Genomic DNA, 13,792 nt, shown 5'->3' on the forward strand with positions numbered 1-13,792 from the left:
GACTGCCTGGAAACGCTGGAAGAGTTGGAAGAGGAAAACCGCGAGTATTTTATGGAAGCCGGCGGCGAGACCTATCATTACATTCCAGCCTTGAATGACCGGGAAGACCATATTGCAGCCATTGTGGATGTGTTGCGTCGGGAGCTTTAATCCGCCCTTAGTAACGGCGGGTGCGCTTCGATNNGGTAAGCGAAGCGCACCCGCCGTGACCCTCCCGCGATGCTATAATCGCGCGTTTTAACTCAACCACACCTTCGCCTATGTCCCGCGCCCGTTTCGAGAAATTCAAACAGGTCCTGCGCCAGCGTCAGCACGATATGACGCTGCTGACCGATCAGGTTCACAAAGCCCAGAATATTTCCGCCATGCTGCGCACCGCCGATGCCGTGGGTATGGCGGAAATCCATATGGTCCAACCTAGTCGAGGTCGGCTGGTTTATCACCACACCGCCGGGGGCAGCGGGCGCTTTACCGGTACCGTCGTCCACCCGGACATTCAGACCGGCATGGGTGTGCTTCGGGACAAGGGCTTCAAACTCTACGCCGCGCACTGGTCCGACCGCGCCATGCACTACCGGGAGGCCGATTACACCCAGCCCTTCGCGCTGGTGATGGGGGCTGAAAAAGAAGGCCTGAGCGACTACGCCGCCGAGCAGGCCGACGAGCACCTGACCATTCCCATTATTGGCATGGTGGAGAGTTACAACGTGAGTGTGGCTGCCGCAATCATTCTGCAGGAGGCCATGCACCAACGTCAGCAGCGGGGTATGTACGATCGCGAACTGGACGAGTGGGATCCGGCGGTGCGGGAGATTCTGTTTCGCTGGATGCACCCGCAGATGGTCCGCTATTGCGAGCGCTACGGACTGCCGTTCCCGGACATGGATGAAGACGGCGATATGATTCCACCCAAAGACGAGCGCTATCGAAGCCCTAAAGGCTAGATGACCGTGCGCAGCATTTCGATGGCCAGCCCCACCAGCAACAGGGCAAACAACCGCTTGAGCCAGGTCACCGGTAGCCGGTGCGCCAACCTGGCACCCACGGGCGCGGTCAGGTAGCTCATGGACGCAATCGCCAGCACGGCGGGCCAATAAACATAGCCCAGGGTATGCGCCGGTAACCCCGGCACCCCCCACCCATTCACCATATACCCGATGGCACCGGCCACGGCGATGGGCAGCCCCACCGCCGCCGAGGTGCCAATGGCTACTGGCAGGCGCACATTGCACCAGGTCAGAAACGGCACGGTCAGGGTGCCGCCACCAATGGCCACCAGCGCCGAGACGCCGCCGATACCCGACGCCACACCGACCAGCCCAGGCGTTCCGGGCAACTGGCGGGAAGGTTCGGGACGACGGTTCAGAATCATCTGCAAGGCGACATAGGCCATGAACACCGAAAAGAAGATCGCTAGCGGTTTCGGGGTCAACCAGGCCGCCAGGAAGGTGGCCGCGAAGGTCCCCACCAACACCCCCGGTGCCATGCGTGCCACCACGGGCCAGAGCACCGCTTTGTGACCGTGATGGGCCCGCAAGCTGGCTACCGCCGTGGGCACAATGGCGGCCATGGACGTGCCCAAAGCCAGGTGCACCAGATGCGCCTCGGGTAGCCCCTGAGCCGCAAACAGCAAGGTGAGCACCGGAACCATCAGGCCACCACCGCCGATGCCGAACAGGCCGGCCACCAACCCGGTGACCACCCCCAGCGCCATAAACCCCAGCAACCATTCCAGCATCAATAAGCTCCGGTCATGTCCTCGTACAGAAGCGACGCCATGACAAAGGGCCCGACCGCCTTGGGGTCATCTGCCCGGCGCGGCTCGCTGATGTAATAGTCATAGGTGCCCTCCCGGTATGGATCACCACCCAACCCGGCAACCGCACAGACGTTGGTGATGCTGATCGTTCCGTCATCGTTATGGCGGATAAATTCATCCACCACTCGCTGATAAGCACTCAGCCCCAAAGCTCGATACCGCTCGTCGATATAACCCTGCTCGCTGCCTTTGAGCAGGAAGTAAGTGAACATGGTTGACGCCGAAGACTCGAGGTAATTACCATCGCGCCCACCCATATTCACCACCTGCCACCAGACACCCGACTCCGGGTCGCGATGGGTTTCGATGGCGCGGGCCATTTTGTCGGCGATATCCAGCATCACGTCGCGGTCGGGGTGTTGCTCCGGCAGGTCATCAAGTACATCGACAATCGCCATGGCCAACCAGCCCATGGCCCGCCCCCAGGGCAGCTCAGACAGCCCCGTCTCGGAATCCGCCCAACGCTGCTCCCGACTTTCATCCCAGCCGTGATAGAAAAACTGCCCCTCGGCGTTCCAGTGATGTTTCGCCACCAGACGGAACTGATTGATGATGTCATCGTACAGCTCGGGCTCACCATAGGTGGCCGCATACCGGGAAAGAAACGGCGTGCCCATATACAGGCCGTCTAGCCACATCTGATGCGGGTACACTTTTTTGTGCCAGAAGCCGCCCTCACTCGTGCGCGGATGGTCGCGCATTTGACCGCGCAATTGCTCGATCGCCAGCCAGTACTTGTCTTCGCCGGTTTCCTGATGAAGTCCGATCAGAAACTTGCCCGGATTCACCCGATCAATGTTGTACAGGCTCTGGTCGTAAGTTCTGATATCGCCGTCGTCGCTGATCATGAAGTCGGCGAAGTCTTCCAGGTAATCGAAAAACCGCTCCTCGCCGGTAGCCCGCCACACGCGTTCGTGGGCGGTCATCATCAGGCCATGGGTGTATTCCCATTTGGGGGTTTCCCGAAAATCGACCATCCAGCCTTCGGGGTTGCGTTCAATGTCGGAGTCGGCCATCCAGACGGATAGCGGTCGGTTGGTGGTTGAAACGGAAGGATTGGTGTTGGTATTGATAGTGCAGGCGTACAGAGTAGCGACGGACAGCAAGACTATGCTGGCCAAACGCCAAAAGGGTTGATAATTCATTGTCTCTCTCCCGGTTTTGGTTTTTGTACCGGGACTATAGCGGGTGTTTGGGGAGATTCAAAGGGCTGGGTATTGGGGGTTTCTGAAAGGTTCGGCATCTACGGGGTACACCCGTCGGAGACCCGCCGTGAACCCGTCCATGGGGGCTTCTCATCGGCATCCATGCCTCAGAGAGTCTCCGACGGGTGTACCCCGCAGATGCCTAAGTGCCAACTAACTACCCGTTGTATCTCTAGTCGGAGGTGTCGGATTTGGCCGTGCCGCACCCCGGGAAAAAGGGCGCAGTTAATTCGCTGGCAGAGAGGTGGGGTGGAGGTATGTGGTTCATAGACTCTCGGAGACATGGATGTCGACGAGAAGCCCCCATGGATGGGTTCACGGCGGGTCTATGAACCACATACCTCCACCCCACCGCACCGTCTAAGAACCACTTCTTTGGGTCTTACTTCTTCGCGCGCTTACGCTCGTTTTCGGTGAGCAGTTTTTTGCGCAGGCGGATGCTCTCTGGTGTGACTTCCACCAGCTCGTCATCCTCGATAAACTCCAGCGCCTGCTCCAGGGTATGACGAACCGGTGGCGACAGGGTGAGGTTCTCATCGGTGCCGGAGGCACGCACGTTGGTCAGTTGCTTCGCCTTGGTCGGATTCACCACCAGATCATTGTTCCGCGAATGCAGACCAACGATCTGACCTTCATAGACCTCAACGCCAGCGTCAATGAACAGACGGCCGCGATCCTGCAGCGGGTGCAGACCGTAAGCCAGCGTCTTGCCCTTGACCATAGAAACCAACACGCCGTTCTGACGCTTGTGGTCCTCACCCGCTTTGACCGGGCCGTAGTGGTCAAAAATACTGGTCATGATGCCCGAACCGGACGTCAGGGTCAGGAACTGGCCGCGGAAACCGATCAAACCGCGCGAGGGAACCATGAACTCCAACTTCACCCGACCTTTACCGTCCGGCTCCATATTGGTCATTTCCGCTTTGCGCAGGCCCAGCTCTTCCATCACCGCGCCCTGGTGCTGTTCTTCAACGTCGATCACCACCTGCTCGAACGGCTCCTGGATCTGGCCGTCGATTTCCTTCTGGATGACTTCCGGGCGGGAAACACCCAGCTCAAAGCCTTCCCGGCGCATGTTTTCAATCAACACCGACAGGTGCAGCTCACCGCGACCGGAGACCACGAACTTGTCCGGGCTGTCGCCCTGACGAACCCGCAGAGCCACGTTGTGAATCAATTCCTGATCCAGACGCTCGCGGATGTTGCGTGAGGTGACGAACTTGCCTTCCTTACCGGCGAAGGGCGAGTCGTTGACCTGGAAGGTCATGCTGACAGTGGGCTCGTCCACACTCAATGCGGGCAGCGGATCGACATTCTCCGGGCTGCACAGAGTGTCGGAGATATCCAGACCATCAATACCGGTGATACAGACGATGTCGCCGGCGGTGGCGCGCGTGGTTTCCACCCGCTCCAGGCCGTGATAGCCCATCACCTGCAAGACCTTGGCCTTGCGGGTTTTCCCGTCGGGACGAGCCACAATCACCTGCTGGTTGGGCGAGAGGCTGCCGCGGGTAATGCGGCCCACACCGATGACGCCCACATAGCTGTTGTAGTCCAGCGCGGAAACCTGCATCTGGAAATCGCCTTCGATGTCGACATCCGGTGCCTTCACGTTATCGACGATCATCTGGAACAGCGGGGTCATGTCGTCGGCCAGCTCGTCCGGCTCCATGCCCGCCACACCGTTCAGGGCCGAGGCGTAGATGATCGGGAAATCGAGCTGCTCGTCGGTGGCGCCCAGACGGTCAAACAGGTCGAACACCTGGTCCACGGCCCAGTCCGGACGGGCGCCGGGGCGGTCAACCTTGTTCACTACCACAATCGGGTGCAGGCCTTTTTCAAAGGCCTTGCTGGTCACGAAGCGGGTCTGGGGCATGGGGCCGTCGACGGCGTCTACCAGCAGCAGCACCGAGTCCACCATGGACAGTACCCGCTCGACCTCACCGCCGAAGTCGGCGTGTCCGGGGGTGTCCACGATGTTGATGCGGTAGTCATTCCAGCGAATGGCCGTGTTCTTGGCCAGAATGGTAATGCCGCGTTCACGCTCCTGATCGTTGGAATCCATGATCCGCTCGGCGCCTTCGCTGCGTCGGTCCAGGGTGCCGGATTGGGACAGCAGTTTATCGACCAGGGTGGTTTTGCCGTGGTCAACGTGGGCGATAATGGCGATGTTACGCAAATTCTGAATAGCGGATTGGTCTGTCATGAAAACTCTCAGGAGGGAGGACTCTGGAAAAAGGCGGGCATTATACCTGCCAGAAGGCTTCACAGATATGAAAATTGCGGGAAAAGTGCGTAAAAAGACAAAAAAGTCCGTTCAGAGCGGCCCGAAAGGGCCTTACAAACCAAACATTCCCTTCTCTTCCTCGCCCGGCGCGATGAACTGGGTGCCGTCTTTGGCATATTGGAACAGTTCGATGTCCGTTGAGTCGGTGGCGGTAAAGCAGTTGATGAAGGTTTCCAGCGCCACGCCTTCTCGGGTGCGGTTGGGATAGATATCCGCCTCCATGAACACCTTGTACTGATTGTCCCCACGGTCGAGGCGGCTGGAAAACCGGTCCACTCTCAGGTTGGTCAGCCGGCGCCCGAACACCTCCCGGGCGTGAGCCGTACAGACCGCCTCGGCATCCGTCAGCGTTGTATGCCGGTACCGGGCCTCCTCGGCGTCGCGCGAGCCCCACAGCCCTGCGGGAATACCGGTGACGTACAGCGTTGAGCCGACCGAGAGAAATACCAACAGAAAAGCGATGCCCACCAGCGCCCATTTCTGGCCTGCAGATTCATTTCGGGACCGCGCAGCGGGTCGGGACATGCTCTGACTCTCCTGAGGCGGCCCTACTCCGGCCGATAAACACCAATATTGCGATGGCCCGCATCCATCAGGTGGGCCGCGTGCAGCTGACTCATCACCCCTTTTTCGCAGTACAGCAGGTAGCGGCGCTGCGGATCCAGCTTCCCGAACTGACCATTAAGCCTGAAAAACGGAATTTCCAGCAACTGATCTGCAGTCAACGCGAGGGGCTTGAGCCCCGCTTCGTCGGGATGGCGAATATCAATGACCACATCGCCCTCGCCCACCTGCGGCTCAACCGCCACATCCAGTTCCGTTTCACCTGCGTCCACCAAGTGATGTATCGGCGTCTGCGCGCGATCCTCAAGGGCCCGCTCCAACACGGTGAAATCGAAGCGGGCCTCTTCGGACTCCACCCGGTGCAATTTGGCGTTGGTGGTCGGGCGCACCGAAATCACCCCGCAGTACTCCGGCACATTCGCCGAGTAGGTTTCGGTGCCAATATCCCGGGACAACTGGATGATATCCCGCTTGTCCATGGCAATCAGCGGCCGTAGCACCAGGGTATCCGTGGCCCGATCAATGGCGTTCAGATTGGGGATGGTCTGGCTGGACACCTGGGCGACACTTTCACCGGTCACCAGGGCCTTCAGGTCCAGCTCTTCGGCAACCCGGCTGGCGGCGCGCAGCATCATCCGCTTGAGGATCACCCCCATGTAGGCGTTGTCGACCTTTTCCAGAATCTCGGCAACCACCCCTTCGAAGGGCACGGTGACAAACTGAACATTGTGGGAGGCCCCGTACTTCTGCCACAGATAGTAAGACACCTCCTTGACCGCCATCTCGTGGGCATGACCGCCGAGGCTGAAAAAACAGAAGTGGGTGCGCATGCCCCGCTTCATGGTGAGGTAGCTCGCCACAATGGAGTCGAAGCCACCGGACACCAGAGACAGGACGCCATCGTTCTGAGCGCCCAGGGGGTAGCCACCGAGCCCGCGGCGCAAATTCTCCAGCACAAACAGCCACTGGCGCTTGACCTCCAGCCGCACGGTAATGTCCGGGTCGCGCAGTTTGACGCCCGCCGCCTGGGTCTGCTGCAGCAGCCCGCCGCCGACATAGCGCTCGATGTCGGTGGAGCTGAAGTCGTGCTTACCACTGCGCTTGACCCGCACACAGAAGGTCTTGCCCGCCAGAGCCTCGGCCCAGCGGGCCCGGGTTTTGGCCAGAATATCGTCCAGATCCCCCAGAGGGTAGGCCTGCACCAACGCAAAGGCGTCGATACCCGGCGTGCGGGCCAGTACATCGGCCACCTGCCGCGTCAGCCGCTCGTCGGCCCCAGGAGCCTGCACTTCGACCTTTTCCCAATCCCGCTTGACCTGAATATCCTCCGACAGCGGCTGCAAAAGCCGACGCAGGTTGTCGCGCAGCTGCTTGATGAAGCGCTTGCGCACCGGCGGGCTCTTGATAATGATTTCGGGAAAAACCTTGACGATAAAATGCATGAACGCCTACTGTTGAAGAACTTGTCTTGCGGGAAAGGCGCGCATTATAAATCATGCGGCCACCCCAAACAAAAAGATCGGTCGCACCACAATGGTGCGTATTGGCGGTTTCGTGCACTATTTTAGATCACGACAACATCCATCTTGGTGCAGAAACCCCGCTGAACGCCCCGATCTGCCGCTTTTGCGCACGATGGCACACATCTTGCCCCTTTATCGCACACTGGCGCTGGCAAGATCGTCACAATCCGATGTAGCCGCCAGCGTGAAAACACGGTTTAATGCACAGGTTTTCTTATCCGTAGCCCCCGGGCTATTCTCAATTGGAGGCATTCAATGTCTAAAAAAACACTGGACCTGATCAAAGAACACGAAGCGCGTTGGGTCGACATGCGCTTTACCGACACTCGCGGTAAAGAGCAGCACGTCACCATCCCCGCCAAAGATGTGGACGAAGACTTCTTTGAAGACGGCAAGATGTTTGATGGCTCTTCCATCAATGGCTGGAAAGGCATCAACGACTCCGACATGATCCTGATGCCGGACGACGACACCGCCATTATGGACCCCTTCTCTGACAGCCCCACCGTCATTGTGCGCTGCAACATCGTTGAGCCGATGACCATGCAGGGCTATGACCGCGACCCGCGCTCCATCGGTCTGCGCGCTGAAGAGTACCTGAAGTCCACCGGCCTGGGTGACGTTGCCCTGTTTGGTCCGGAGCCCGAATTCTTCGTGTTCGACAGTGTTCAGTGGAACGCCACCATGGGCGGCGCTTTCTACAAGATCAACTCCGAAGAAGCGGCCTGGTCTTCCAGCGAAAGCTATGACGGCGGCAACACCGGTCACCGTCCGGGCGTGAAAGGCGGCTACTTCCCGGTACCTCCGGTCGACTCCCTGAACGACCTGCGTGGCGCCATGTGTGACGCTATGGAAGCCATGGGTCTGGAAATTGAAGTTCACCACCACGAAGTGGCGACTGCCGGCCAGTGTGAAATTGGCGTTGGCGCCAACACCCTGGTGAAGAAAGCGGACGAAGTGCAGATCCTGAAGTACTGCGTACACAACGTGGCGCACGCCTTCGGCCAGACCGCCACCTTCATGCCCAAGCCGCTGATCGGTGACAACGGCTCTGGTATGCACGTGCACCAGTCTTTCTCCAAAGACGGCAAGAACCAGTTCGCTGGCGACGGCTATGCTGGCATGAGCGAAACCGCTCTGTACTACATCGGCGGTATCATCAAGCACGCTCGCGCGCTGAACGCCTTCTGTAACGCCTCTACCAACTCGTACAAGCGTCTGGTACCCGGCTTTGAAGCCCCGGTGATGCTGGCTTACTCCGCCCGCAACCGTTCGGCCTCCATCCGGATTCCGTACGTAAACAGCGACAAGGCCCGTCGTATCGAGACCCGCTTCCCCGACCCGACCGCCAACCCCTACCTGGCGTTCGCGGCTCTGTTGATGGCAGGCCTGGACGGTGTACAGAACAAGATCCACCCCGGCGACCCCGCCGACAAGAACCTGTACGACCTGCCGCCGGAAGAAGGCAAGGCTATCCCGACCGTGGCTTCCAGCCTGGAACAGGCTCTGGACGCTCTGGACGAAGACCGCGACTTCCTGAAGGCCGGTGGTGTGTTCACTGACGACGTGATCGATGCCTTCATCGACCTGAAGCGTGAAGAGATCGAGCGCCTGAACATGACCCCGCACCCGGTTGAGTTCGAGCTGTACTATAGTTGCTAAAACGCCGCGGGCGCTAGCTGCTAACAACCGCTGTAGGCACTAGCTGCCAATTCGCGGTAAAAACCGGCTTTCGAGCCGGTGAATGACCAAAAGCCCGTTCAGGTGACTGAACGGGCTTTTGTTTTTATGGGTCCAAGGAGTAAGCTTTACTGTACCCCGCCACCACAAAGGCCGACACGGGACTCCTTTATGCGATCTGCACTGTTGCTTATCACCCTGATGCTGTTCAGCCTCCTGACAGTGGCCCAACCCATCTACAAAACCGTGGATGAAGAGGGACGGGTCAGCTACTCGGACAAGCCGCCCCGCGGCGTTCAGGAAGACGCCTCCGACGAGCTGCCTCCGGTCAACAACGTCCCCGGGCAGCCAGTCTCACCCCAGCGCCGAGCCACCGCCGACGAGGAAGCCCCCGGCCCGGTGGGCTATTCGATTGAAATCGTCTCCCCCCAGCCCGACAGCAGCGTCCCTCCCGGTCAGCGAGACCTGCCCATAGCCGTTCGGCTGCAACCAGCCCTGCAGCCCGGGCACGCACTGGTCTATTACTTGGACGGCGACCCAGTTGCCGAAACCCGGTCGACCCAGCATATTGTCCGGGAAATCTATCGGGGGACGCATACCGTTCGGGTCGAAATCCTGGATCCCCAAGGCCAGAGCCTGGCAGCGACCGCGCCGATCACCATTCATGTGCACCGCCCCAGCGTCATTCCCCGCGGTGGCAGCTGATCTCGCCTCAACGCACTGTTTGATGGCGCGAACGGCAGAGCTTTGCGCCACAAGCACCAACATGGTGCACACCCCTTCGAACTCGCCTACACTCCTCTCCGGAAGCGCCCAAAAATGGGCCTTTCCGCCGATACGCAGTTGGATTGCTTTTTGCATAGACCAGCCCTGAGGGCGGGCTCCATTTCAGTGCATAGAGCCGCACACCAGCCGCCTTTCTTCAATCAGACCGGGAGTCGATCCGAGAGTGAGTACCGGAGATCTTCACAAGCCGCTGCTGGACAGCCTGAGCACCGCCATCATTCTGGTGGACGGCGAGCTGCGGTTGCGCCATATGAACCCCGCCGCCGAGGCCCTGCTCGCCGTCAGTTGCGAGCGAACCCTTGGCGAGCCGCTTACCCAGTTTTTCTTCGAGTCCAGCGAGACCCCCGGACAGCTCAAATCCGCCGCCGAACAGGCCAACCACTACACCAAGCGCCACGCCGAATGGCAGCTGTTGACCGGCGGCCAGATTACCGTGGACTACACGGTCACCCCCTTTGGTGAGGCCTCCGGACTGGTCATCGAAATCCAGCCCATCGACCGCCTCCTGCGCATCAGCCGGGAAGAGATGCTGACCTCCTCGCAGGAGACCACCCGCAATCTGGTGCGCGGCATGGCCCACGAGATCAAAAACCCACTGGGCGGCATTCGCGGCGCAGCGCAGTTGCTGGCCCGGGAGCTGCCCGGTAGCGACCTGCAGGAATACACCGGGGTGATCATTGATGAAGCCGACCGGCTGCGCAATCTGGTGGACCGAATGCTCGGCCCGAACCAGTTGCCCCAGCGCCAGTGGCTGAACATTCACGAAGTGCTCGAGCGGGTGGCAACCATCATCAAGGCCGAGAGCAGCGGTTCTGTGACCCTGACCCGGGACTACGATCCCAGCATCCCGGACCTGAATGCCGATAAAGAGCAGCTGATTCAGGCACTGCTCAACATTGCTCGCAATGCCATGCAGGCGCTGCTGGAAAGTGGCACCGAGGCACCGGATATCCGACTGGTCACCCGAATTCAGCGCCGCTACACCATCGGGCGACACCACCACCCGCTGGTGTGCCGCATCGACATTGTCGACAACGGCCCTGGCATTCCCCAGGACATTCTCAAGAACATTTTTTACCCCATGATTTCCGGCCGGGCCGATGGCACCGGACTGGGGCTGACCATTTCGCAGCATTTGATTCACCAGCACCAGGGCCTGATCGAATGCGACAGTGAGCCGGGACAAACCCGCTTTTCGCTCTACCTACCTATGGAAGCTCAACATGCAGAAGTCTAACCGAGTCTGGATAATCGACGACGACCGATCCATTCGCTGGGTGCTTGAAAAAGCCCTGCAGGGTGCCGGCATTGAGGCGCGGGCCTTCGACTCCGGCGACAGCGCCATCAGCCAGTTGGGACGGGATGTGCCCGATGCCATCATCAGCGACATCCGGATGCCCGGTATTGATGGTCTGGCACTGCTCAAAGATCTGCACGCCCAACACCCGGACATTCCGATCATCATCATGACCGCCCACTCCGATTTGGACAGCGCGGTAGCGGCTTACCAGGGCGGCGCCTTTGAATACCTGCCCAAACCCTTTGACGTCGACGAAGCGGTAGCGGTAACCCAGCGGGCACTGGCCCATGCCCAGGAACAGAAAAGCGAAAGCGATGGCAGCGAAGCGGTTGAAGTCAACACCGAAATCATCGGTGAAGCGCCGGCCATGCAGGAAGTTTTCCGGGCCATTGGACGCCTGTCACAATCCAACATCACGGTACTGATCAACGGCCAGTCCGGTACTGGTAAAGAGCTGGTTGCCCACGCACTGCATCGCCACAGCCCCCGCCGGGAAGAACCTTTCATTGCTTTGAATATGGCGGCAATTCCTCGTGACTTAATAGAGTCCGAGCTTTTTGGCCATGAGAAAGGCGCGTTTACTGGGGCGGCTGCCCAGCGCCAAGGGCGCTTCGAGCAGGCCAACGGTGGCACGCTGTTTCTGGATGAAATCGGCGATATGCCCGCCGAGACGCAAACCCGTCTGCTGCGCGTGCTGGCCGACGGCGAGTTTTACCGCGTGGGCGGGCATACCCCGGTAAAAGTTGATGTGCGGATTATCGCGGCAACCCACCAGAACCTAGAGTCGTTGGTAGATGATGGGCGCTTTCGTGAAGACTTGTTCCACCGTCTGAACGTGATTCGCGTTCATCTACCGCGCCTTGCCGAGCGCCGCGAAGATATTCCCCGGCTAACCCGGCATTTTTTGGCCGAAGCGGCGAAAGAGCTTTCCACCGATATCAAAGTGCTGACCCCTGAGGCAGAGGCGCACTTAACCCGGCTGCCGTGGCCCGGCAACGTGCGTCAGCTGGAAAATATCTGCCGTTGGTTAACGGTCATGGCCTCTGGCCGGGAAATCCTGGTAGAAGACCTGCCGCCAGAGCTACGCACGGTCGGTGCGTCGGAAAGTAGCGTCCACGGTGATTGGCGTTCAGCATTTCGCGATTGGGCTGATCATGCTTTGGCAGAAGGTCATACGCACCTGCTGGAAGAGGCGGTACCCGATTTCGAACGCATTTTGATTGAAACTGCACTCAAGCATACCGGTGGTCGCAAAGGCGAGGCCGCTGAGCTGCTGGGCTGGGGGCGTAATACGCTGACCCGTAAACTAAAAACGCTGCTGCCTGCGTTGGCGGATGACGCCTAGGGCATCGGCTCGGCGGAAATGGGGGCAGGGAGTACAAACACGGCATCGGCCAGTGTTGGCTCGGGGAGGTCACACTCAGCCTGTTCCCAGGGCAGCAGGCTGAAAGTGTGTTGAATCCCCAGTCCTTCTAGCTGATGCTCCACACCATGGCCGTAGGTGACGTGCCCAAGGCCCATTAAGCCAACGGCTAACGCCCCCTCTTTTGCCGCGCCTGCCAGGCCGTGGGCCATGGCGATATCCCAGGTGAGCTGCGCTTGGGTAAAGCGTTCCAGCATTTCCGAGTTTTCTTGGGCCATGGCATGCTGTTCAAACACCTCTTTTAGCCGAGTTTGGTACGCAGGGCTGGCAGGCAGAGGTGGGGGAATAGCATGACGCTGTTCGGCAGGTACGCTTTCAAAACTCTCTTTTGAGAGCTGCTGGCGTAGTTCTGGTGAAATATTGAGTGCGACCAGCGGAATGTGCTGTAGCCGGGCAAAGTGGAAGATCGGTAAATAGAGTTCGGCATCAAACCCCCAGGCCTCTTCCCACTCGCTTTGGGTCAATAGTTCTGTCTCGGTAAGCTGGCCAGCCACCCAATGATCTAATACCGGCTGCGCGCTCCTTGGCAGCATCTCCAAGCCAATAACCATATCTTCCCGAAGCGCATGTAGCCCCGCCAGGGTATGTAACTGCCAGCGGTGGTGGTCAATGGCATCGTGCTGTTCGCCAAGCAGCACCACTTGCCGCTGGGCTGCTTGAGCGAGAAGCGCTTGATGAGAAGTGGCCCGCTCACCTTGCCACCACTGCCCAGGCTGCGGGCAGCTTCCGTAGGCGTGCGTGGTTAAGGTGCCTGTGAGCAGCGCAGCCAAACCCAAACCGATGCGCACCGCGTTAGCCCTCTTGAGCCTTAAGGCAGTTGATGTCGACTGCTTTACGCGTTTTTCGTTTTCCATTGCGTTGCTGAGGCTAAACCGGTGGGCGGGCGTCCGCACACTGGGCTAAGAAGCGTGTAAAGTCGTCCAGGATAATGTCCAGGCTGCTATGCAGGCGATGATCGTCATCAATCATTCGCAGTGACAAGCGCTGTAGGCGAGCACGCTCAATCACTGGGCCTGGGGGGACCACATCATCGCGCCAGCCATGAATGATATGCGTATGCTGGGCTTGAATCGTCGGTGAGGTCTCTGGGTACTCAGGCAGGCCAAGCGCGGGGGCGAGTAAAAAACAGCCCAACACCGGTGTTTGCGCACTGGCGGCAGCGCTGAGCCAGCCGCCTAAGCTTGAGCCTGCTAATACACGGCGGG

General features: G+C 59.4%; 12 protein-coding genes and 1 pseudogene. 6 read left to right on the forward strand and 7 right to left on the reverse strand.

Going from position 1 to position 13,792, the window contains the following annotated elements; translation table 11 throughout:
• Together B3520_RS15380 and B3520_RS15385 are read left to right on the forward strand one after the other, a co-directional pair.
• Positions 1-150: ferrochelatase (locus B3520_RS15380; RefSeq protein ID WP_286876405.1), on the forward strand; the 150-nt coding region annotated here is incomplete at its 5' end.
• A gap of 110 nt (positions 151-260) precedes the next feature.
• Complete coding sequence (locus tag B3520_RS15385) at positions 261-944, forward strand: TrmH family RNA methyltransferase (RefSeq protein ID WP_123639200.1); 684 nt, start codon at positions 261-263, stop codon at positions 942-944.
• Here B3520_RS15385 and B3520_RS15390 read toward each other — a convergent pair.
• From B3520_RS15390 to thiI, 5 genes are all read right to left on the reverse strand, one after another.
• Positions 941-1,738: a sulfite exporter TauE/SafE family protein gene (locus tag B3520_RS15390; protein ID WP_246004449.1), complete on the reverse strand. Its 798-nt coding sequence runs from the start codon at positions 1,736-1,738 to the stop codon at positions 941-943. The two genes, B3520_RS15385 and B3520_RS15390, sit on opposite strands and share 4 nt — an antisense overlap.
• Positions 1,738-2,964, reverse strand: coding sequence for a glycoside hydrolase family 88/105 protein (locus B3520_RS15395; RefSeq protein ID WP_286807157.1), 1,227 nt, complete (start codon positions 2,962-2,964; stop codon positions 1,738-1,740). The genes B3520_RS15390 and B3520_RS15395 overlap by 1 nt, the downstream gene beginning before the upstream one ends.
• Before the next feature lie 442 nt (positions 2,965-3,406).
• Positions 3,407-5,230 (reverse strand): translational GTPase TypA, encoded by a 1,824-nt coding sequence (gene typA, locus B3520_RS15400; protein WP_036161415.1) that lies wholly within the window; start codon positions 5,228-5,230, stop codon positions 3,407-3,409.
• Between the two features lie 132 nt (positions 5,231-5,362).
• Positions 5,363-5,836, reverse strand: a complete 474-nt coding sequence (locus B3520_RS15405; protein ID WP_286807156.1) for a hypothetical protein — start codon at positions 5,834-5,836, stop codon at positions 5,363-5,365.
• Between the two features lie 23 nt (positions 5,837-5,859).
• Positions 5,860-7,317 carry a tRNA uracil 4-sulfurtransferase ThiI gene (gene thiI, locus B3520_RS15410; protein ID WP_286807155.1) on the reverse strand — a complete coding sequence of 486 codons (1,458 nt, stop codon included), beginning with the start codon at positions 7,315-7,317 and terminating at the stop codon, positions 5,860-5,862.
• A gap of 336 nt (positions 7,318-7,653) precedes the next feature.
• On the opposite strand from thiI, the gene glnA reads away from it, so the two are divergent.
• The 4 genes from glnA to glnG all read left to right on the forward strand — a co-directional run bounded on the left by glnA (position 7,654) and on the right by glnG (position 12,509).
• Positions 7,654-9,060, forward strand: coding sequence for a glutamate--ammonia ligase (glnA, locus tag B3520_RS15415; protein WP_123639205.1), 1,407 nt, complete (start codon positions 7,654-7,656; stop codon positions 9,058-9,060).
• A gap of 189 nt (positions 9,061-9,249) precedes the next feature.
• A complete protein-coding gene (locus tag B3520_RS15420; RefSeq protein ID WP_286807154.1) occupies positions 9,250-9,783 on the forward strand; it encodes a DUF4124 domain-containing protein in 534 nt (177 codons plus the stop codon).
• Positions 9,784-10,027: 244 nt separating this feature from the next.
• Positions 10,028-11,101, forward strand: coding sequence for a nitrogen regulation protein NR(II) (glnL, locus tag B3520_RS15425; RefSeq protein WP_123639207.1), 1,074 nt, complete (start codon positions 10,028-10,030; stop codon positions 11,099-11,101).
• Positions 11,088-12,509: a nitrogen regulation protein NR(I) gene (gene glnG, locus B3520_RS15430; protein ID WP_286876398.1), complete on the forward strand. Its 1,422-nt coding sequence runs from the start codon at positions 11,088-11,090 to the stop codon at positions 12,507-12,509. The genes glnL and glnG overlap by 14 nt, the downstream gene beginning before the upstream one ends.
• On the opposite strand, the gene B3520_RS15435 is transcribed toward glnG, so the two are convergent.
• Both B3520_RS15435 and B3520_RS15440 read right to left on the reverse strand, forming a co-directional pair.
• The gene (locus tag B3520_RS15435) at positions 12,506-13,441 is read right to left on the reverse strand and encodes a ChaN family lipoprotein (RefSeq protein WP_082051415.1); all 936 of its coding nucleotides are present in this window, start codon (positions 13,439-13,441) and stop codon (positions 12,506-12,508) included. The two genes, glnG and B3520_RS15435, sit on opposite strands and share 4 nt — an antisense overlap.
• Before the next feature lie 13 nt (positions 13,442-13,454).
• Positions 13,455-13,792: pseudogene (locus B3520_RS15440) on the reverse strand (hypothetical protein); the annotation flags it as partial.

Source organism: Marinimicrobium sp. UBA4509 (assembly GCF_002388575.1).
GTDB lineage: Bacteria > Pseudomonadota > Gammaproteobacteria > Pseudomonadales > Cellvibrionaceae > Marinimicrobium > Marinimicrobium koreense.